This is a genomic window from Kitasatospora sp. NPDC056184, assembly GCF_042268405.1.
GTDB lineage: Bacteria > Actinomycetota > Actinomycetes > Streptomycetales > Streptomycetaceae > Kitasatospora.
Genome location: NZ_JBHJUI010000001.1, coordinates 621,625 through 642,054 on the forward strand (window position 1 = coordinate 621,625; position 20,430 = coordinate 642,054).

The 20,430-nt window shown below is 74.0% G+C and carries 20 protein-coding genes; 14 read left to right on the top strand and 6 right to left on the bottom strand.

Going from position 1 to position 20,430, the window contains the following annotated elements:
* Positions 1-59: 59 nt before the first annotated feature.
* On the top strand, positions 60-977 hold the full coding sequence (locus ACFC0B_RS02175; protein ID WP_376080883.1) for a LysR family transcriptional regulator: 918 nt from the start codon (positions 60-62) through the stop codon (positions 975-977).
* A 66-nt stretch (positions 978-1,043) separates the two neighbouring features.
* On the opposite strand, the gene ACFC0B_RS02180 is transcribed toward ACFC0B_RS02175, so the two are convergent.
* Positions 1,044-1,532 carry a glutathione peroxidase gene (locus ACFC0B_RS02180; protein ID WP_376080886.1) on the bottom strand — a complete coding sequence of 163 codons (489 nt, stop codon included), beginning with the start codon at positions 1,530-1,532 and terminating at the stop codon, positions 1,044-1,046.
* A gap of 102 nt (positions 1,533-1,634) precedes the next feature.
* Entirely contained in the window at positions 1,635-2,150 is a 516-nt protein-coding gene (locus tag ACFC0B_RS02185; protein ID WP_376080888.1) for a pyridoxamine 5'-phosphate oxidase family protein, read from the bottom strand.
* Positions 2,151-2,709: 559 nt separating this feature from the next.
* Between ACFC0B_RS02185 and ACFC0B_RS02190 the strand changes: the two genes are divergently transcribed.
* The 5 genes from ACFC0B_RS02190 to ACFC0B_RS02210 all read left to right on the top strand — a co-directional run bounded on the left by ACFC0B_RS02190 (position 2,710) and on the right by ACFC0B_RS02210 (position 6,486).
* Positions 2,710-2,904, top strand: coding sequence for a hypothetical protein (locus tag ACFC0B_RS02190; protein ID WP_376080891.1), 195 nt, complete (start codon positions 2,710-2,712; stop codon positions 2,902-2,904).
* Between the two features lie 80 nt (positions 2,905-2,984).
* Positions 2,985-4,547, top strand: a complete 1,563-nt coding sequence (locus ACFC0B_RS02195) for a SulP family inorganic anion transporter (protein ID WP_376082367.1) — start codon at positions 2,985-2,987, stop codon at positions 4,545-4,547.
* A 77-nt stretch (positions 4,548-4,624) separates the two neighbouring features.
* Positions 4,625-4,921, top strand: coding sequence for an MTH1187 family thiamine-binding protein (locus ACFC0B_RS02200; protein WP_376080894.1), 297 nt, complete (start codon positions 4,625-4,627; stop codon positions 4,919-4,921).
* 91 nt (positions 4,922-5,012) lie between these two features.
* Positions 5,013-5,603 carry a TetR/AcrR family transcriptional regulator gene (locus tag ACFC0B_RS02205; protein WP_376080896.1) on the top strand — a complete coding sequence of 197 codons (591 nt, stop codon included), beginning with the start codon at positions 5,013-5,015 and terminating at the stop codon, positions 5,601-5,603.
* A gap of 112 nt (positions 5,604-5,715) precedes the next feature.
* Positions 5,716-6,486 carry an SDR family NAD(P)-dependent oxidoreductase gene (locus ACFC0B_RS02210; RefSeq protein ID WP_376080898.1) on the top strand — a complete coding sequence of 257 codons (771 nt, stop codon included), beginning with the start codon at positions 5,716-5,718 and terminating at the stop codon, positions 6,484-6,486.
* A 67-nt stretch (positions 6,487-6,553) separates the two neighbouring features.
* Here the strand turns inward: ACFC0B_RS02210 and ACFC0B_RS02215 are convergent, their stop codons facing one another.
* On the bottom strand, positions 6,554-6,829 hold the full coding sequence (locus ACFC0B_RS02215; RefSeq protein WP_376080901.1) for a helix-turn-helix domain-containing protein: 276 nt from the start codon (positions 6,827-6,829) through the stop codon (positions 6,554-6,556).
* 97 nt (positions 6,830-6,926) lie between these two features.
* Here ACFC0B_RS02215 and map point away from each other — a divergent pair, with 97 nt between their 5' ends.
* From map to ACFC0B_RS02245, 6 genes are all read left to right on the top strand, one after another.
* Entirely contained in the window at positions 6,927-7,694 is a 768-nt protein-coding gene (gene map, locus ACFC0B_RS02220; RefSeq protein ID WP_376082369.1) for a type I methionyl aminopeptidase, read from the top strand.
* Between the two features lie 223 nt (positions 7,695-7,917).
* Entirely contained in the window at positions 7,918-8,448 is a 531-nt protein-coding gene (locus ACFC0B_RS02225; protein ID WP_376080903.1) for a hypothetical protein, read from the top strand.
* A gap of 159 nt (positions 8,449-8,607) precedes the next feature.
* Complete coding sequence (locus ACFC0B_RS02230) at positions 8,608-9,147, top strand: hypothetical protein (protein ID WP_376080906.1); 540 nt, start codon at positions 8,608-8,610, stop codon at positions 9,145-9,147.
* Positions 9,148-9,316: 169 nt separating this feature from the next.
* On the top strand, positions 9,317-10,246 hold the full coding sequence (locus ACFC0B_RS02235; RefSeq protein ID WP_376080909.1) for a universal stress protein: 930 nt from the start codon (positions 9,317-9,319) through the stop codon (positions 10,244-10,246).
* Positions 10,239-11,081: a universal stress protein gene (locus tag ACFC0B_RS02240; protein ID WP_376080911.1), complete on the top strand. Its 843-nt coding sequence runs from the start codon at positions 10,239-10,241 to the stop codon at positions 11,079-11,081. Before ACFC0B_RS02235 ends, ACFC0B_RS02240 begins: the two co-directional genes overlap by 8 nt.
* 72 nt (positions 11,082-11,153) lie before the next feature.
* Positions 11,154-13,070 carry a tetratricopeptide repeat protein gene (locus tag ACFC0B_RS02245; protein ID WP_376080913.1) on the top strand — a complete coding sequence of 639 codons (1,917 nt, stop codon included), beginning with the start codon at positions 11,154-11,156 and terminating at the stop codon, positions 13,068-13,070.
* Between the two features lie 101 nt (positions 13,071-13,171).
* On the opposite strand, the gene ACFC0B_RS02250 is transcribed toward ACFC0B_RS02245, so the two are convergent.
* Together ACFC0B_RS02250 and ACFC0B_RS02255 are read right to left on the bottom strand one after the other, a co-directional pair.
* A complete protein-coding gene (locus ACFC0B_RS02250) occupies positions 13,172-14,086 on the bottom strand; it encodes a hypothetical protein (RefSeq protein ID WP_376080916.1) in 915 nt (304 codons plus the stop codon).
* A complete protein-coding gene (locus ACFC0B_RS02255; RefSeq protein ID WP_376080919.1) occupies positions 14,083-15,147 on the bottom strand; it encodes an SPFH domain-containing protein in 1,065 nt (354 codons plus the stop codon). The genes ACFC0B_RS02250 and ACFC0B_RS02255 overlap by 4 nt, the downstream gene beginning before the upstream one ends.
* Before the next feature lie 109 nt (positions 15,148-15,256).
* On the opposite strand from ACFC0B_RS02255, the gene ACFC0B_RS02260 reads away from it, so the two are divergent.
* Together ACFC0B_RS02260 and ACFC0B_RS02265 are read left to right on the top strand one after the other, a co-directional pair.
* Complete coding sequence (locus ACFC0B_RS02260) at positions 15,257-16,330, top strand: hypothetical protein (protein WP_376080922.1); 1,074 nt, start codon at positions 15,257-15,259, stop codon at positions 16,328-16,330.
* A gap of 288 nt (positions 16,331-16,618) precedes the next feature.
* On the top strand, positions 16,619-18,976 hold the full coding sequence (locus ACFC0B_RS02265; protein WP_376080925.1) for a transglycosylase domain-containing protein: 2,358 nt from the start codon (positions 16,619-16,621) through the stop codon (positions 18,974-18,976).
* A 119-nt stretch (positions 18,977-19,095) separates the two neighbouring features.
* On the opposite strand, the gene ACFC0B_RS02270 is transcribed toward ACFC0B_RS02265, so the two are convergent.
* Entirely contained in the window at positions 19,096-20,382 is a 1,287-nt protein-coding gene (locus tag ACFC0B_RS02270) for a glycerophosphodiester phosphodiesterase (RefSeq protein ID WP_376080927.1), read from the bottom strand.
* Between the last annotated feature and the right edge of the window lie 48 nt (positions 20,383-20,430).

Sequence of the window (20,430 nt, forward strand, 5' to 3'; positions counted from 1 at the left end):
AGACATGATGCGGCTGGTCACCATAGGCACTGCCTATCGATGCGGCCTATCCTGGTCGGGTGCAGCTTCAGCAACTCCGCTACTTCGTGGCCGTCGCCGAGACCCGCCATTTCACCCGCGCGGCCGAGGCGGCACACGTCGCCCAGCCGTCACTGTCGCAGCAGATCCGTTCGCTGGAACGGGAGTTGGGTGCGGAGCTGTTCCACCGCACGCGCGGCAACATCGCGCTGACCGACGCCGGGGACGCCCTGCTGCCGCTCGCCCGGCGCATCCTCGCGGACACCGAGAGTGCCCGCCTCGCCGTCCAGGAGACCGTCCAGCTGCGCCGCGGCCGGGTGCGGCTCGGCGCGCCGCCGAGCCTGTGCACCAGCCTGGTGCCGGACGTGCTGCGGGTGTTCCGGGACCGCTACCCGGGCGTGGCGCTGGTGGTGCGCGAGGGCGGTTCGCGGGACCTGGTGCGCTCGCTGGCGGAGGGGGAGCTGGACCTCGCGCTGATCATCACGCCGCGCGGGGAGGCGGCGCCGGCGCTGGCCGTCACCGGGCTGCTGCACGAGGAGCTGGTGCTGGTCTCGGCGAAGCCGCCGGCCCGGCGCCGGGTGCGGGTGGCGGAGCTGCGCGGATGGCCGCTGGTGATGTTCCGCGAGGGCTACGACGTGCGGGAGGCCACCCTGGCGGCCTGCCGGGCGGCAGGGTTCGAACCGGAGTTCGCCGTCGAGGGCGGGGAGATGGACGCGGTGCTCGGCTTCGTCCGGGCCGGGCTCGGGCCGGCCGTGCTGCCCGGCATGGTCGCCCACCGCTCGGGCCTCGCGGTCACCCCCTTCGCCGGCCAGGGCCTGGGCCGCACCATCGCCGTCGCGCACGGCCACGAGGTGCCGCCGACCCGGGCGGCCGAGGCGCTGCGGGAGACCCTGCTGGCCCATCTGCGCGACGCCGCCCGGGACGGCGAACTCCCACCGGGCACCCGGCTGCTGCTGTAGGCCGGGGCCGCGGACGCGCGGGCCCGGGGCGCGCGGTGTGCGCCCCGGGCCCCGTCACGCGCCTGCTCAGTTGGGCAGCACGGCCTCGATCGCGGCGGTCACCTCGGCCGACTCCGGTTCGGTGCGCGGCCGGATCCGGGCGGCCACGGTGCCGTCCGGCGCGATCAGGAACTTCTCGAAGTTCCAGGAGACGTCCCCGGCCCGGCCTTCGGCGTCGGCCGTCTCGGTCAGCCGCGCGTACAGCGGGTGGCGGTCCTCGCCGTTCACGTCGGTCTTCTCGAACAGCGGGAAGGTCACCCCGTAGGTGGTGGAGCAGAAGGTCAGGATCTCCTCGGCGCTGCCCGGCTCCTGCCCGGCGAACTGGTTCGAGGGGAAGCCCAGCACGGTGAAGCCGCGCCCGGCGTACCGCTCCTGGAGCCGCTCCAGGCCGGCGTACTGCGGGGTCAGGCCGCACTTGGAGGCGACGTTGACGATCAGCAGCGCCTTGCCCTTGTGGTCGGCGAGCGAGGCGGCCTCGCCGGACAGCGTGCGCAGCGGGATGTCGTACAGGCTCACGGTGGGTCCCCTTCGGAGGAGGTCACAGGTCGTAGGTCGTCGGTGGTGCGCCGGCGGGCGGGCCCGCGCCGGTACGGTATCCCGCCGGGCACGCCCACCCGGTCAACCGCACCCGGCCGGCGGGTGTTCCAGCCCGGGCCGTTCCGCCGCGGCCGGGCGCTCCAGGACGGCCATCCGCTCGGTGACGGCGGCGAAGTCGGCGCTCAGCCACCGCTCGGGCCGCATCCGGACGGTGATGTCCGCCGTCAACTGCTCGGCGGTGGCCACCAGGTAGGCGGCGGCGGTGGCGGGCGGCAGGTAGCGGCGGGCCAGCGCGGCGCGCTCGTCCGGGTCGACCCGGTCCTCGATCGCCACCACCGGACCGGCCACGGACACGTACCGGCACGGCGGCTCCTCCTGCTGGGCGCAGAGCGTGAACCGGCCGGCCGTCCGGATCCGGCGCGCCTTGGCGGAGGCCCGCCCGGTCAGTACGGTGATCAGCCCGCCGGGCCGGTAGGAGTACCAGATCGGCACGGCGAGCGGGGCCGCGCCGGGCTCCGCCCCGCCGACGGACAGCACGCCGACGTGCACGCCGGCCAGGAAGCGCTCGCACTCGGCGCGGGTCATCGCGAAGGACACGGTGGGGCCTCCCGGGCAGGAAGGCCCGCGCGCGCACGTCGCGCGCGGGCGGTCCTCGGTACGTACCCGCACTGCCCGGGGGCGGAACGCCGGGGGCGGTCGGGGCAGGGGCGGGCGGATCGCCGTCGGGGCGTACGCGAGGGCGGTGGGTGGGCGCGGGTCGTCCGTGCGCTCGACGGGCGAACGTACGTACCCGTCCGAGGCCGGGATCCCGGCCCGGACGTGTCCTCCACGTGATGCTCGTGCGAAGGGACGGTGTGCGAGGTTGGCCCGCGCCGGGCGCCTGGGTACCGTCGGTGGCACGCCGGGCCCGTCATGGTTGCCATGTTCAACAGGGGGTCACGGCAAGGGGGTTCGGGACCGTCCGGGGAGTGGGGGAGCTCCGGCCGTCGGATCCCGTGCAGCACGTCCGCCGCGCCGGCCGACCCGTCCCGCGCGCGTCCCAGCCGCCACCGCAGCACCGCAGCCACCAAGCAGCACCGCACCCGCAGCAACGCACCCGCAGCGATGCGCCGCCCGCGGCGCGCCGCCGTGCCGGGTGCGCGGAAGGAACCTCCCGATGCCTCGACGCCGTGCCCTGCCCGCCTGCCCCGCCGCTCCCGCGTCCGCCGCCGTCGCCTCCCCGCTCGCCGATCCCTCGCCTGTTGCCGTCGCTCCCTCGCCCGTCGTTTCCGCGCCCGTCGCCGCCGCTCCCTCGTCCGCCGTCGCCCCCGTGCCCGCCGTCCGCAGCGCTTCACCGGCGGTGCGCCGGTGAACGGCCGGCCCCGCCCGCGCAAGCGCCCGCCCGCGGCCCCGCACCGCAACCCCCCGCCCGGGCGCGCCCGCCCCCGCCGTGTGCTGTGCCACCGCAGCCCGGCCGCCGTCCTGCGCGCCGTGCCCTGGCGCCACGACCTGCCCGCCTCCCTGGTGGTCTTCCTCGTCGCCCTCCCGCTCTGCGTCGGCGTCGCCGTCGCCTCCGGCGTGCCCGCCGAACTCGGCCTGGTCACCGGCATCGTCGGCGGCCTGGTGGTCGGCGCCCTGCCCGGCAGCAGCCTCCAGGTCAGCGGCCCGGCCGCCGGACTCACCGTCCTCGTCCACGAAGCCGTCCAGGAGTACGGCGCGGGCGCCCTCGGTGTGCTGGTCCTGCTCACCGGTCTCCTTCAACTCGCCATGGGAGCCCTGCGGTTGGGGCGCTGGTTCCGCGCCATGTCGGCCTCCGTGGTGCACGGCATGCTGGCCGGCATCGGCCTGACCCTGGTGCTCGGCCAGCTGTACGCGCTCGCCGACCGCCGTGGCCCCGGGACCGGGCCGGAGAAGATCGCCGGCCTGCCCGCGCTGCTGCGCGACGCCGTCACCGGAGCCGCCAATCCGAGCGCGGTGGCGCTCGGCACGGCCACCCTGCTGGTGCTGATCGCCTGGAAGTACCTGCCGTCCCGCCTCGCCGGCGCGCTGCCCGGCCCGCTCGGTGCCGTCGGCCTGGCCGCCGCCGTCACCGCCCTCGCCGACCTGCCGGTGGCCCGGGTCGAGGTGGCCGGCCTGCTCGACGTCGTCCAGCTGCCCGACCGCGCCGCGCTCGGTGCCCTGGCCACCACCGCCGGGGTCGGCACCATCCTCGCCTTCACCCTGATCGCCTCGGCCGAAACCCTGTTCAGCGCCGCCGCCGTGGACCGGATGCACCACGGCCCGCGCACCGACTACGACCGCGAACTCACCGCCCAGGGCGTCGGCAACGCCCTCTGCGGCCTGCTCGGCGCGCTCCCGATGACGGCCGTCATCGTCCGCAGCGCGACCAACGTCCAGGCCGGCGCCCGCACCAAGGCCTCCCGCGTCCTGCACGGCGGCTGGCTGCTGCTCTTCACCGCCCTGCTGCCGGGCGTGCTCGGCCTCGTCCCGCTGACCGCGCTGGCCGCCGTCCTGGTCCACGCGGGCGCCAAGCTGATCCCGGTGCGGCGGATCGCCGCGCTCTGCCGCGATCACCGGGGCGAGGCGGCGGTGCTCGCCGTCACCACCGCCTCGGTCGTCACCACCGACCTGTTCGAGGGGGTGCTGATCGGCGTCGGCCTCGCCGTGGCCAAGTCCGCCTGGCAGACCTCCCACCTGCAGATCGTGGTGGAGGAGCCGCCGCCCGTCCCCGCCTCCGTCCCCGTCCCCGACGCCGTCCCCGCTCCCGGCGTCCCCGGCGCCGAGCAGCCGCCGCTGCGGGTCAGGCTGAGCGGCAACGCCACCTTCCTGCGGCTGCCCCGGCTGCTGGACACCCTCGAACGCCTCCCGGCGGACCGCCCGGTCGAACTCGACTGGTCCGGGCTGCGCCACCTCGACCACGCCTGCACGGTCGCCCTAGCCGCCTGGGCCGCGCAGCACCGCGCCCGCAGCTCCGCCCCGCTGGCGGTCGACCCGCCGCTGCCGACGGTGGTCTGAACGGCTCGCTAGCCTGGTGGCCCGATCATCCCGGTGGCCCGGTGGCCGGCCGGGCCGCACTGGGAGGAGACGCAGCCGTGATCGCAGCCTTTTCGGTCACCCCGCTCGGGGTCGGCGAGGACGTCGGGGAGGCGGTCGCCGCGGCCGTCAAGGTGGTCCGCGCGAGCGGGCTGCCCAACCGCACGGACGCGATGTTCACCAGCATCGAGGGGGAGTGGGACGAGGTGATGCCGGTGATCCGGGAGGCGATCGAGGCGGTCAAGGCCTACAGCAGCCGGGTCAGTACCGTCATCAAGATCGACGACCGCGCCGGGGTCACCGACGGCCTGACCCGCAAGGTCGCCTCGGTGGAACGCCACCTCGCCGGAGGCTGAGCCGCCGGGTCGGCCCGCCCCTGCCCCGGGGCGGGCCGACCGCTGCTTCTCTTTCTTGACCGATCGATCTGGAATCGACTACCTTTCAGGCATGGCGCGAACCAAGGAATTCGACCCGGACGCGGTGCTCCAGGCGGCCCTGGAGCTGTTCTGGCGGCGGGGCTACGAGGCCACCTCGATGGCCGACCTGGTCGAGCACCTCGGGATCGCCCGGGCCAGCGTCTACGCCACCTTCGGCAGCAAGCGGGAGCTGTACCTGCGCGCGCTGGAGCGGTACGGACAGCAGCAGCAGCCGGTGCTGCTGGCCGAGCTGTCGCAGCCGGGCCCGGTGCTCCCGGCCGTCCGTGCCCTGGTCCTCCGCTTCGCCGGCGAATCCGCCACCGACGGCGAGGACGGTCCGCGGCGCGGCTGTTTCGTCACCAACACGGCGGTGGAGCTGGCGCCGCACGACCGGGACGCCGCCCGCCGGGTGGAGGCCAACCTGCTCCACCTGGAGACGGTCCTGACTGCCGCGCTGGTCCGGGCGAAGGCCCAGGGCGAACTGCCCGAGGGGCGTGACCCGCAGGCCCTCGCCCGGATGCTGCTGGTGCTGTTCCAGGGCATGCGGGTGATCGGCAAGGCCGGCGACGGCTCGGCGCGCCTGCGCGACGCCGCCGACCAGGCACTCGCCCTGCTGGACTGACCGACCCGCTCCACCGTTCGCCCGCCCATGCGTTTTCTGTGCCTGTCCGTCTTTTGCTGTCTCCATTCTGAACCGAACGGTCAATATAGACCCCGCATTGAGGAGCACACGCATGACCCGCAGCACCACCCGCTTCACCGGCAAGTCCGTCCTGGTCACCGGCGGCGGCAGCGGCATCGGCCGAGCCATCGCCCTCGCCTTCGCCCGGGAGGGCGCCCGTGTCGCCGTCGCCGGCCGCACCGCGAGCGCCCTCGCCGAGACCGTCGCCCTGATCGAGCTGTCCGGCGGCACCGCCGTCGCCCTGACCGGCTCGGTGTCCGACGCCGCCGACGCCGCCCGCCTGGTCCGCGAGACCGTCGAGCGGCTCGGGGGCCTGGACATCGCGGTCAACAACGCCGGGGTCTTCGGCGGCCTGGGCCCGATCGCCGACGTCGCCGACGAGGAGTGGCAGCGGCTGATCGACATCAACCTCACCGGCACCTGGTATGCCATGAAGCACCAGATCGCCCACCTGCGCGCCAACGGCGGCGGGGCGATCGTCAACATCTCCTCGAACCTCGGCACCCATCTGCGGGTCGGGAACCTCGGTGCCTACGCCGTCTCCAAGGCCGCCGTCGCCACCCTCACCCGCAGCGCCGCCCGCGACCACATCGCCGAGGGGGTGCGGATCAACCTGGTCAGCCCCGGTCCGATCGACACCACGATGTCCTCGCGGCCCGGCGAGAGCGCCTCCGACAAGGCGGACCGGATGAAGGGGGAGGTCCCGGTCGGCCGTGCCGGTGCCGTCGAGGAGGTCGCCGCCGCGGTCCTCCACCTCGCCTCCGAGGAGTCGGCCTTCACCGTCGGCGCCGACCTCGTCCTCGACGGCGGCGTCACCGCCTGAGCCGCCCCGTCGGCCGTCGGCCGGTGGCCTCCCGATCCGGGGGCCGCCGGCCGCCGCCGTCCCGGGCTCAGGCCGACAGCGCCTCGCCCTCGTCCTCGGCCGGCGCCGCGCAGGCGGTGGCCAGCTCGTCCAGCGAGAGCCCCAGCGCGTACGCCAGCGCCGCGACGGTGAAGAAGGACGGCGTCGGCGCCCGCCCGGTCTCGATCTTGCGCAGCGTCTCGGCCGACACCCCGGCCGCCGCCGCCACCTCGACCATGCTGCGCCCGCCCCGCGCCTCGCGCAGCAGCACACCGAAGCGCTCGCCGCGCTCGCGTTCCCCGGGGGTCAGCGGAGTCCTCACCATGCCCCCGATGGTAGGCCACGCCGCCCGCCGACGACACCATCCCGACCGTGATACAAATACCGGTATAAGAATTGGATCGAACCGGTCGGAGGACCTCGTGGTGGAGCTCAAGTCGGAGGCGGCGCTGGCCGCGATGCGGGAGTCCGGGCGGGTCGTCGCCACGGCGCTGGCCGCGGTGGAACGGGCGGCCGGCGTCGGCGTGAGCCTGCTGGAGCTCGACGGGGCGGCCCGCGAGGTGCTGCGCGAGGCGGGCGCGACCTCCCCTTTCCTCGGCTACCGCCCGTCCTTCGCCCCGGTGCCCTTCCCGGCCGTCATCTGCGCCTCCGTCAACGACGCCGTCGTGCACGGCATCCCGACCCGCTACCGGCTGCGCGACGGCGACCTGGTGAGCATCGACTGCGGCGCCGTCCTCGACGGCTGGACAGGCGACGCCGCCGTCAGCTTCACCGTCGGCACCCCCCGCCCCGAGGACCTCCGCCTCATCGACACCACCCGCCGCGCCCTGGAGGCGGGCATCGCGGCCGCCGTGGCCGGCCACCGCACCGGCGACATCGCCCACGCCGTCGGCACCGTCGCCCGCACCGCCCGCTACGGCCTCCTCGAAGGCTTCGGCGGCCACGGCATCGGCCGCCGCATGCACGAGGACCCGCACCTCCCCAACGAGGGCCGCCCCGGCCGCGGCTTCCCCCTCAAGCCCGGCCTGGTCCTCGCCATCGAACCCATGCTCATCGCCGGCGGCACCGACACCCACACCACCGACCCCGACGGCTGGACCCTCCGCACCACCGACGGCACGCGAGCTGCCCACATCGAACACACCGTCGCCATCACTCCCGACGGCCCTCGCATCGTCACCCTGCCGTGAGGTGGCGGGATCGTTCCTGATCGTGCACGTTTGATTCCGTTTGTGACGTGATGTGGATCACTTCATATCCAATAGATCTTTATCGACCTGTTGACAGTCGGATATATCTGCGCATGCTCTGCTTGCGTTCCCTTGACTGCCTGGTGGGTTCGCGCAGGGGGCGGCGGCCGCCGGGGAGGGTGCCGCCCGGGCCAGGGAGTTGATCGTAGAGATGGTTTCAGGATTGAGCTGGACCGAGCGTCTTCGAGCCGGAATCGGCTGGGACCGGCCGCGAGGGAACGTCGACTGGCCTGTGGTCGAGTCGTTGCTCGGCGTGGTACTGCCGGGATCCTGCAAGGAGTATGCCGAGGCGTTCGGGTGGGGTGAGTTCAATGGCGCGATTGAGGTTTTCGCGGCGGTCGGAGACCTCTCGCACGGCAGTATCGTGGGGGAATCGAGGAAGCGGTCGGAACTGGCCGAGCTGGACGAGGAATTCAAATCGATGTATGCGCCGTACTCGGTCTTCCCGAATCCTGGAGGGTTGCTGATCTGGGGCGTCACGGGGCGCGGAGACACACTCTTCTGGGAGACTCGCGGAGAAGATCCGGAGCGTTGGCCGATTGTGGCTTTCGCGGAGGACGGGCGTTCATTCGCCTGTGGAATGGAGGTCTCCGAGTTCCTCTACGGCTGTGTTGTGAGCGGGGAAATCCGGCCCTTCTCCGCCGTTTCTCGGGGCTGTGCACGCGGGTTCATGCCCATTGAATCCTACGAGTGAGCCGAGGATGTGGATGGGCTTCGGGGAGTTCCTCATCGGCGCCCTCGACGGTACGCTGTCCAATCCATTCGGCGGCGGCGCCTGGAGCATACCCCCGCACGAGTACCGGAACCGGCGGGAGCGCGCGCAGCCTCGGACCTGAGTGGTAGGACACCGTAAATGATTGACCGCCTGGTATTGCAGCTTCCGGATCTGTCGGCGCGCCATGGCGCGCGTCGGATCGACTGGAGTGCTCTCTCCGACGGGCTGGGTATCGATTTCCCGTCGGACTACAAAGTTCTCGCCGAGCGATATGCAACCTTTTCTGTGGATGAATTTATTCTGGTTTCCACTCCGGCGTCGGGGGCGGAGGTGGATTTCATTTCCGACATCAAGTTCGCATGGGAAATCATGGAGGACGATGTCGCCGAAGGGGATGTTCCTGCGGACTACCTGATCCGCAACTCGGAGGGCCTTGAGAGGGCCGCTCTGCTGCAGTGGGGTGGAACGCCCGATGGGGATCAGATCCTGTGGGGGACGGCCTCGCCCGATCCGAATGAATGGCCGGTGGTGTTCCGCTCGCGTTCGGGTGGGTGGTGGTCTTATTCTGAAGGTCTGGTCGCTTTCCTTGAGGGCTTCTATTCCGGCCGAATTTCAGTTCCCGGCCTCCCGCAGTCCCTGCGCCGGGGGCCACGGAAGGTGTCGTTCCATAGCTTCTGAGAATTTTCCCGCACCTGCCAGTCGGCAGGGACGGCCGGGGCGGGACCGTCGGCCGGGTGGCGGGGACCTTGGACTCTGGGTGGACTGGGAGGGGGCGGGAAAGGTGGTGGTTGCGGCCGGGCTTCCACCCCGCCCGGCCGCATCCTGTTCGCAACTGCCGGAGGTCGTCATGCCAAGGTCCGTCGTCGTCGGTGTCGATGGTTCGCCCGAGAGCCTTGCCGCGCTGGACTGGGCGGCGGAGGAGGCGGCGCGGCGGGAGTTGCCGTTGAAGGTGGTGCTCGCGTGGCCGACGGTGGTGACGCCGTTGGCGGTGCTGGGCACGGTGGATCTGGCGCGGCGGCAGGCGGACGTCACCCTGCGGGATGCCGAGCTGAGGGTGCAGGAGCGGTGGCCGGAGCTGACGGTCCAGGCCGTCCAGGTGCCGACCGAGCCGGTGCGGGCGCTGGTCGACGAGGTGACCGGGGCGCAGGAGCCGGACGGGGCGCCGGCGGAGCTGCTGGTGCTGGGCTCGCGCGGGTTCGGCGCGGTGGCCGGGTTCCTGGTCGGGTCGGTGAGCCAGCGGGTGCTGGCCCGGACGGACTGCCCGGTGGTGCTGGTGCGCCGGGGCGAGGACGAGGAGGAAGCGGCGGCCGGGCCGCGCGAGGTCGTGGTGGGCGTCGACCCGTTCGAGGGCGCCGACGCGGTGCTCGCCCACGCCTTCGAGGTGGCGGAGCGGCGCGGACTGCCGCTGCGGGCCGTGTACTCCTGGACGCTGCCGGCGACGTACCAGTACGCGGGTATCGCGGCCAGTGTCGACGTGACCGGCGAGATGCTGGTGTACGCCAAGGGCGAGCTGGCCCGGGTGGTGCAGCCCTGGCGGGAGAAGCACCCGGGGGTCACCGTGGTCGAGGAGGCCGTGAACGCCCGCCCGGCCAAGGTGCTGGCCGACCGCGCCGCGAACGCGGAGCTGGTGGTGATCGGGCGGCGGGTCCGCCGGTCGCCGCTGGGCGCGCACATCGGTGCCGTCGCGCACGCCGTCCTGCACCACGTGCCCTGCCCGGTCGCCGTCGTCCCCTACGAGCGGGACGAGAAGCAGCAGCAGGAGGCCGGCGATGAGTGACCAGGTGCTGGTGGGCGTCGACGGCTCGGAGGCGAGCCTGGCCGCCGTGGACGTCGCCGTCCGCGAGGCGCGGCTGCGCGGCACTCGGCTGCGGATCGTGCACGCGTTCATCTGGCCGCTGATGCACGTCCCGCTCGGGCCCGCGCAGGACGGTCCGCCCGAGGGCGGGCTGCGGCACCAGGCGGAGGGCATCCTGGCGGACGCCCGGGCCCGCGCCGAGGCGCTGGACCCGCAGCTGGAGATCGAGACCGAGCTGGTCACCGGCGAGCCGCTGACCGTGCTCTCCCGCTGGTCGCGGGAGGTCGGGCTGGTGGTGGTCGGCAGCCGGGGGCTCGGCCGGTTCGGCGCCCTGCTGATCGGCTCGGTGGCCGTCCACCTGGCCGCGCACGCCGACTGCCCGGTGCTGATCGTGCGCGGCCGGCCGGACCCGGACGGGCCCGTGCTGGCGGCGGTGGACGGGAGCGGCGTGGGCGCCGAGGCGCTCGGCTTCGCCTTCGCCGAGGCCTCCGCCCGGCGCGCCCCGCTGACCGCCCTGCACATCGCCCACCCGAGCACCAGTTGGCCCGACCAGGAGGAGCGGGTGCTCTCCGAGGCGCTGGCCGGCTGGCGGGAGAAGTACCCGGACGTCGAGCTGCGCTCCGAGGTCGTCGAGGCGCACACCCGGCCGGCGCTGATCGAGGCGAGCCGGGAGGCGCAGCTGCTGGTGGTCGGCGCCCGCGGCCGCGGCGGCTTCGGGGGCCTGCTGCTGGGCTCCACCAGCCAGGCGATGATCCAGCACGCGCACTGCCCGGTGGTCGTGGTCCGCCACCCGTCGGAGCGGACCGCGGAAAGCTGATCCGCCGGACCTCCCGGGCGCCGCCGGCCCCCGGGAGGTTTGGCGTGCGCCGCGCCGTGCAGAACAGGAGGCATGCGGGAGCGGCGGCACGGGCGGCTGATGGTGATCGTGGTGTGCCTGGGCGCCCTGACGGGGGCCCCGGCGGTGGTCCTCGCCCTCGGGATCACCGGGCCGTGGACGGTGGCGGCGGTGAGCGCGGCGGCCGCCGGCGCGGTGGCCCTGCTGGGGCTGTGGCAGGAGCGGTACCGGCAGGCGTTCAAGGTGGCCGACGACGACCGCGCCCGGGTCCTGAACGGCGCCCTGGTCCGCGCGGACGGCTCACTGCTCCGGGTCCGGGACGTGGCCGACCCCGTCCTGCTCGGCGTCCATCCGGCGCTCGCCCTCCAGCCCGAGGAGGGGGCGATCGACCGGGTCCCCGCCTATGTGCCCCGCGACGCCGACGGGGAGCTGCGCGAGTCGCTGGCCCGGGGCGGCTTCGTCCTGCTGGTGGGGGACTCGACGGCCGGCAAGTCCCGGTCGGCCTGGGAGGCGATGCGGGCCACGCTCGGCGACCACCTGCTGCTCGCGCCGAAGGACCGCGAGGCCCTGCCGGCGATCGTCGCCCTGGCCGCCCGCGAGCGCCGCTGCGTCCTGTGGCTGAACGACCTCGAAGGCTATCTGGGGGCCGGCGGGCTGAGACGCGAGGACCTCGGGCGGCTGTTCGGGGAGGGCGGCCACCACCGCGTCGTGCTGGCCACCCTGCGCACGGCCGAGGAGGCCCTGCTGACCGGTGAGGACGACGACCGCGGTACCCCCAAGCAGGCCGCGGAGGTGATCCGCCAGGCCCACCGGGTCTACCTGCCCCGGCTGTTCAGCGCCGCCGAGACCGACCGGGCCCGGCTGCGGGCCTGGGACCGCCGCATCGAGAGCGCGCTCACCCTGGGCGGCGGGTACGGTCTCGCCGAGTACCTCGCGGCCGGTCCCGAACTGCTGCGGCTCTGGCAGGACGGGTGGAGCCCGAACACCAGCGCGCACGCTCCCGGGCACCCGCGGGCCGCGGCGCTGGTGGCGGCGGCGGTGGACATCCGGCGGGCGGGGCACTCGGCCTCGATGCCCCGCGCGCTGGTCGAGGCGGCGCACACGTACTACCTGGAGAAGCACGGCGGCGACCGGCTGCGGCCGGAACCCCCGGACGAGGCGTGGGAGTGGGCGACGCGGCCGCGCCGGGCGACCACCGCGCTGCTCCAGCAGTCCGGGGACCGGGTGGGGGTGTTCGACTACCTGCTGGACGTCACCCAGCGCGCCGCCGGTCCGGCCGATCCCGTGCCGGAGTCCGTGGTGCGGCTGATCGTGACCGGTGCCGACCCCGCCGATGCCGAACGGGTCGCCGCCACCGCCTACGCCCAGGGGCGGTACGAGCCGGCCGTCGTGGGCTGGCGGCGGGCCGCCGCCGTGCCGGGGCCGGAGGCCTTGAACAGCCGCAACAACGCCGCGCGCGCCCTGCGGCGGCTCGGTCGGCTGTCCGAGGCGCTGGCCGAGCACCGGGCGGTGGCCGCCGCCCGTACCGACGCGCTCGGACCCACCCACCCCGACACCCTCATCGTCCGCGACAACCTCGCCAACGTGCTGCGCGACCTGGGCCGGGTCGAGGAGGCGGAGGCCGAGCACCGGGCGGTCCTGGCGCTGCTGACCGAGGTCCGCGGCCCGGACGACGCGTTCACGCTGTTCAGCAGGGACAACCACGCCGTCGCGCTGCGGGAGATGGGGCGGGCGGCCGAGGCGGAGTCCGAGCACCGCGCGGTCCTGGACATCCGCGAGCGCGTCCTGGAGGCCGATCACCCCGACACGCTGCGCACCCGTCACCACCTGGCGCTGGCGCTCCGCTCCCTGGGGCGGTCGCCCGAGGCGGGCGCGCTCCTGGCGTCCGTCGTGGCGGCCCGCACCAGGGTGCTCGGCCCCGGCCACCCGGACACCGCCGCCGCGGCGGCCGACCTGGCGGCGAGCTCCTGAACGGCGCCCGGGGCGGGACAGAACCAGGGCGGGACAGAACCGGTGCGGGACACAACCAGTACGCGAGAGAAGCCCCCGCGCGCGACGGGCCCGGCCCGGGGTCAGCCCAGCAGCCGCAGCCGGGTGGCGGCCACGCCCACCCGGACGGTCTGGCCCCGGGCGAGGTCCAGCGCGTCGCCCTCCACGCCGTCGCCGAAGGCCACCAGCCGGTCCGACTCCACCGTCAGGACCAGCCGCCGGCCGGCGTCGAGCAGGCCGTGCACCCGGCCGGTGCCGGTGGCGGGGGAGGGCCAGGCCTCGCGGACGAACCAGGCGAGCGCGGGGGCGGCCGGCTCGGGCAGGGCGAGCGGGCCGCCGCGCTCCAGCCAGACGGAGCGGCACCAGCCGGTGCCGCCCGTCCCGGTGCCGATCAGGACGCCGGACGAGGCCTGCGGCTCGCCCTCGTCGGCCCCGCCCGGCCGGTCCTCGACGGCCAGCCGGTAGCGGGCCGTCTGGTGGCCGGGCTGGCCGACGTACACCTCGTTGAGCGCGAGCAGGCGCTGGGTGTCGTCGGCGACCGCCTCGACCATGGTCCGCTCCTCGGCGCGCCGGTCGGCGCCCGGGCCGACGGCGGCCGGCAGCAGCCGCGCCAGGTCCTCGGCGCGGTGCCGGACCAGCACGCCCGGGTTGCGGCCGGGCTCCGCGTCCACACCGATCACCGGCTGGTCGGCCAGGTACTTGGCGACGTTGGCGACCAGGCCGTCCTGGCCGACCACGACCACCACGTCCTCCGGTTCGAACAGGAACCGCGACAGGTCGGCGCGCTCGACCCGGGTGCGCCGCCAGTCGAGCGGCACGGCGCCGGCCGCCAGGGCGAGCGCCGCGCCCTGCCGCCGGTGGCGCAGCTCGATCTCCTCGACCGACCGGCCCCGGCTGCTCAGGAAGTACGCGGCCTGGCCGGGCGTGCCGTGGTGGGCGAGCAGTTCCTCGTACTCGGTGCGGCGGTGGACCAGCACCGCCCGGGGCGCGAGCGTCACCGCCCGGCCCCCTCGCCGCTGGTCGAGCCGGCCGTCGCGCCGCTGGTCGCGCCGCTGGTCGCGCCGGTGGTCGCGCCGAGCTTGGCGAGCAGGCCGGTGAGCACGTCCGGGGTGAGGGTCAGGCTGTCGATCCGCGGCAGGTGCTCGGCGAGGCGCATCAGCGCGAGCGCCCGCAGCACGGCCGGGTCGGCCTGCTGGTGGGCGGCCAGCCAGGCCGCCTCGGCGGCGGCCCTGGCCTCGCCGAGGGCGCGGGCGGCGTCGGCCTCGGCACCGGCCAGCCGGGTGCGGCGCTGCGCCTCGGCGTCGGTGCGGATCCGGTCGGAGACCGCCTCGTCCTCGGCCTGGAGCCGGCTGTTGGCGCCCTGCTGGGTGATCAGCTGCTCCTGTCGCCGGGCGAGTTCGATCCGGTTGGCGAGCTCGTTCTCGGCGATGCCGCGCTCGTGCTCGACGGCGACGGCGCGCCGTTCGAAGGTGGCCCGGTCGGCCTCCTGCTGGACCAGCTCGCGGGCGGGGGTGCGCAGCGCGCGTTCCACCTCCGGTTCGGGGCGCAGCGCGACCACCCGGACGGCGATGACGGCGAGGCCGGTCTCGGCGAGCCGCGGTTCGGCGGCGAGCCCGGCGGCCATCCGTTCGCGGACGGCGGTGACGCCGTCGGCGAGGGCGGTGGCGAGCGGGGTGCGGGCGAGCAGGCCGAGCGCGTGCTGCTGGGCGGTCTCGGTGAGCAGGGTGGCGAGCTGGTCGAGCGGGGCGGAGCGCCAGGTGCCGGTGTCGGGGTCGATGCCGAAGTCGACGCGGGCGGCGGCGGTGGCCGGGTCGGTGATCCGGTAGGTGAGGGTGCCTTGGACGGTGACGTCCTGGAAGTCGGCGGTGCGGGCGTGGAAGAGCATGGCCAGCTCGCGGTCGTCGACCGGGACTTCGGAGAGCACGGCGCTGAGCGGGCGGAACCAGAAGGCGAGGCCGGTGCCGTCGTGGGCGAGGCGGCCGCGTCGGACGTGGCGGATGTGGGCGGTGGGCAGGGCGCGCAGGTGGCGCAGCCCGAAGCGCTTGGTGATGTCGGCCATGATCAGCTCCTTGTCGTCATGGTGACGATATTGGCTGGGTCCTTTTCTCGTCAAGATGACGAAAAAGGGTCGGCCGGTTCCGCCGCCGCGGTCGTGGGAGGATCGAGCGATGCTGAGGACGCGAACGACGAGGCTCCCCGCCGCCCTGGCGGTGGCCTGCGCGACCGCCGTGGTCGCCGCCACCGCCGCGGTCGGCGCCGTGCCGGCCCGCGCCGCGGACCGGGACGGCCAGGTGTTCACCATCGGCGATGCGCGGATCACCGAGTCCAGCGGCCTCGCGGCCAGCCAGCGGCACCCCGGCGTCTACTGGACCCACAACGACAGCGACGACGGCCCCTACGTCTACGCCGTCGACTCCCAGGGCCGCACCGTCGCCACCGTCACCCTGCGCGGCGTGGAGCCGCGCGACGTCGAGGCGATCTCGCTCGGCCCGGACGGCCGGCTCTACGTCGGCGACCTCGGCGACAACCTCGGCGGCAAGTGGCCCGAGGTCTGGATCTACGCCTTCGCGGAGCCCGCGGAACTCCACGACCAGACCGTGCAGGTGACCCGCTACAAGGTCCGCTACGAGGACGGCCCCCGCGACGCCGAGGCCCTGATGGTCCACCCGGTGACCGGCCGTGCCTACATCGCCAGCAAGAAGCAGGGCGGCGGCGGCCTCTACCAGGGCCCGGAGCAGCTCTCCCCGAGCGGCGTCAACACCTTCCGCCGGATCGCCGACGCCCCGTGGACCACCGACGGCGCCTTCTCGCCGGACGGCACCCGGCTGGTGCTGCGCGGCTACTTCTCGGCCACGCTCTACCGCTGGAAGGACGGTGCGCCGAGCGGCGGCGAGTCGCTCTCCGCGCCCTTCCAGCGCCAGGGCGAGTCGGTGACCTTCACCGCCGACGGCCGGGCGCTGCTGTACGGCAGCGAGGGCAAGGACAGCCCGGTCTGGCGGTCGGCGCTGGACGGCGACCGGCTCCCCGACTCGGTCAAGCCCCTGCCGAGCCCCACGCCGACCCCGACCGCGGGACCGGACGGGTCCGCGCCGTCGTCCTCCGGGGCGGGGGCCCCGCCCTCGAAGAAGGCGGAGGACGACTCGTCCTCGGCCGGTGCGGGGGACCAGACGCTGGGGGTGCTGTTCCTGCTCGCGGTGGCGGGCGTGATGTTCGGACTGCGGCGCAAGAAGCGCGACGGCTGACACCCGGGCTGCCCGAAAGGGCCGGAAACGGCCGCCGGGCACGGCCGCCGGACGTGACCGGGGGACGCGGCGACGGCGCCGCCCGGACCGCCCGGGCCGGCCGGAACGTGCCTGGTCACAGCCGCACCGTCCGGAGTCGGACGTCGGCGAACGACCCCCCTCGTACCCGGCCGGAACCCCGGCCGTTCGTCATGCCACGCCCAACAGCGCCGATCTGTCGCCGATTTGTGACACAGCTTGGCCAACACCGGCCCCACAGGCGGTTTTCGTGGACGTAGTGTTCCGACTATGTCACGGAGAAGCCGCCGCACGCCCTCCCCGGAGCCCCTCGACACCTGGGTGCCGCGCCCCCGGCGCCGGGAGACCCCGCTCGGCCTGCTCGGCCACGGCGTGAGGTTCCTCGGCTACAGCACCCTCGCCGGAGTGCTGCTGGCGGGCCTCGTGCTGCCGGCCGCGGGCGCGCTCGGGCTCGGGATGAAGGGCGGCGTGGAGGAGTTCGACACCATCCCCGACGACCTGAAGACCCCGCCGCTGACCCAGGCCAGCTGGATATTCGACGCCAAGGGCCAGCAGATAGCCAAGGTGTACGAGCGCGACCGCCGGGTGATCACCGCCGAGGAGATGGGCCCGCTGATACGCCAGGCCCAGGTGGACATCGAGGACGCGCGCTTCTACGAGCACGGCGCCGTCGACCTCAAGGGCGTCCTGCGGGCGATCACCAAGAACGCGGAGAGCGGCACCGCCATGCAGGGCGCCTCGACGCTGACGCAGCAGTACGTGAAGAACGTCAACGTCGAGAAGGCCGGCGACGACGCGGCGGCCGTCCGCGAGGCGCAGCGCAAGACCCTGGGCCGCAAGGTGCAGGAGCTCAAGTACGCCATCAAGCTGGAGGAGGAGCTGACCAAGGACCAGATCCTCACCAACTACCTGAACATCACCTACTACGGCCAGCAGGCGTACGGCATCCAGGCGGCGGCCCAGCGCTACTTCAGCAAGAACACCAAGGACCTCACGGTCGCCGAGGCGGCCACCCTGGCCGGGCTGGTGCAGAACCCCTCCCAGTTCGACCCCAAGGCCCACCCCGAGGCCTCGCGCAAGCGCCGCGACGTCGTGATCGACAAGATGGTGGAGAACAAGCACCTCACCGCCGAGCAGGCCAAGGAGGCCAAGACCGGGCCGGTCGTGCTGCACTACCAGGCGCCGCAGAACGGCTGCATCACCGCCGACGCGGGCATGGGCTTCTTCTGCGACTACGTCAAGCACGTGATCAAGCAGGACCCGGTCTTCGGCAAGACCGCCGCCGAGCGCAAGAAGCTGTGGGACATGGGCGGACTCTCGATCCACACCACGCTCGACCCGGTCAAGCAGGCGGCCGCGCTCAAGGCGGTGACCACGAAGGTCAAGGTCACCGATGAGGTGTCGGCGGCGATCACCATGGTTGAGCCGGGCACCGGCAAGATCCTGGCGATGGCCCAGACCCGCCCGTACGGGATCGACCCGAACAAGAAGCAGACCGTCGTCAACTACAACGTGGACGCGGCGATGGGCGGCGGCAACGGCTTCCAGCCGGGCTCCAACTTCAAGCCGATCGTGGCCGCCGCCGGGCTGGAGGCGGGGCTCACGTCCACCCAGTCCTACTCGTCGCCGAACAAGATGGACTGGCCGACGATGAGCACCTGCGAGGGCACCTGGAAGAACCTGGAGAAGGGCAAGAAGGGCGGTACCATCCCCAACGAGTCGGCGGGCGAGGTCGGCCCGTACGAGCTCAAGGAGGCGATGGCGCTCTCGGTCAACACCTACTTCGTGCAGATGGAGCAGGAGATCGGCCTCTGCGCGGTCAAGCAGATGGCCAACAAGCTCGGCGTGCTGACCAAGGCGAGCGGCAAGCCGCTGGAGGAGCTGCCCGCCCTGGGCCTGGGCACCCAGGAGGTGAGCCCGCTGGTGATGGCCAACGTCTACGCGACCTTCGCCAACCGCGGCACCTACTGCACCCCGGTCGCGATCAGCGGCATCACCACGGTGGACGGCAAGGACGTCCCGGTCAGCCCCGCCACGTGCGAGCGGGTGTTCTCCGAGAACACCGCCGACATCATCAACACCGTGCTGCTCGGCGTCACCGAGAAGGGCGGCACCGCGCGCGACCTCGGCCTGGACGACGACCGCCAGATCGCCGGCAAGACCGGCACCTCCGACGAGAAGAAGTCCGCCTGGTTCAGCGGCTACACCGGCAACCTCGCCGCCTCGGTCTGGCTGGGCGGTCCGGCCGGCGGCGTGAAGATGAAGAGCATCCGGATCGGCGGCAAGTGGTTCGACGAGGTCTTCGGCGCCACCGGCCCCGGGCCGATCTGGCAGATGGCGATGAACGACGCCGTCCGGGGCATGCCGGAGAAGGAGTTCGAGACCGTCTACATCCCCAACCCGGCGCCGAAGCGCGACCCCTCGGCAAGCCCGGGCTCGGGCAGCGGCTCGCCGGGCGGCTCCGCGACCGACGCCCCGACCTGGCCCGGGCGCCCGCAGAACACGGGCCGGCCGACGCGCAACCCCAACCCGAACCCCAGGACCACGCAGCAGCCCCAGCAGCCCCAGCTGGACCAGCAGCCGCAGGGCCAGCCCGCGCAGCCCGAGGAGCAGCACCAGGACGGCTGACCCGGCCCGCCCCGCACGGCACCGCGCCCCCGCACGGCACCGCGCCCCGGAACGTCGACGGACGTTCCGGGGCGCGGTCGCGCTCACCGGGCACGGGAGGGCCCCGGAGGGCCCCGGCGTCAGTTCACGCCCTTGGCCGCCCAGAAGTCCTGGCGGGCCAGCACGCTGCTGTCCGTCTGGTCGGTGAAGAAGCCGTCCACGCCGAGCTCGTACAGGTACTTCGCCCAGCCGATCGCGTCGCCGTACGCGTTCGGGTCGGTGCCCCGGCGGTAGTCCAGCGGCAGGAAGGCGTTCTCGTTGCGCACCGTGTACGGGTGCAGCAGCAGGCCGGCCGCGTGCGCGTCCTTGACCAGGGTGGTCGGCGGCAGCAGCTTGCCGGTCGCGTCGACGGGCGCGATCAGCGTGGTGGTCGGGCCGAGGCCGTGCGCGAAGGAGGCGATCCAGCGCAGGCCCTCGGGCTTCACCAGGTCGGCCACGGTGCGCTGGTCGCCGGACAGCACGAAGTCGTAGGGCCGGCTGGTCGGGCCGCTGAGCAGGAAGACCTTCGGGTTGTCGACCAGCTTGGCGAGCCGCTGCAGGCTGCTCGGCTCGAAGGACTGCAGGATCGCGCGGCCGTTGCGCCCCGCCAGGCCGGTGCGGCGCAGCTCGTCGGCGAGGCGCTCCTCCAGCGGCAGGCCGATCGAGCGGAAGTAGCTCGGGTGCTTGGTCTCGGGGTAGACCCAGACGTCCCGGCCCAGCTCGCGGCCGCGCTTGCGGGCGAAGTCGGCCACCTCGCGGAAGGTCGGCACGGCCCAGCGGCCGTCGTAGAGCGTGTTGCGCTGGCGCTGCTGCGGCAGCCGCTCCTTGGCGCGCAGGGTGCGCAGCTCGGCGAGCGTGAAGTCCTCGGTGAACCAGCCGGTCTGGGCGGCGCCGTCGATGCTCTTGGTGGTGCGGCGGTCCGCGAACTCCTTGTGGTCCGCGACGTCCGTGGTCTCCGCGATGTTGTTCTCGTGGCGGACCACCAGGTGGCCGTCCTTGGTGGGGACGAGGTCAGGCTCGATGACGTCCGCGCCCAGCTGCAGCGCCAGGTCGTAGGAGCCCAGGGTGTGCTCGGGGCGGTAGCCGGGGGCGCCGCGGTGGCCGACGATCAGCGGGTGCGGCAGGCGGTCCAGGCCGGTGCCGGTGCGCACCGGCGGGCGGGTGCCGGTCGCGCGGCCGGCGGCGACGCCGCGCTCGTCGGCGGCACCGTACTGCTCGTCGCCCGGCTGGTCCCCGGTGGGGGCGGCGAAGGCCTCGCCGGTGCCGGCCGCGAAGGCCGCCGCGCCGAGCCCGGCCGCGCCGGTGGCCCGCAGGAAGGTCCGGCGGGAGGAGGCGGTGGCGTCGGCGGACTCCGCCGGGGTGCTGCCGTCGGACGGACGGTACGTCATGGATGCTCCTAGCTCGCGCTGATGGCGTCGCGGTGTGAGTGCCGCCCG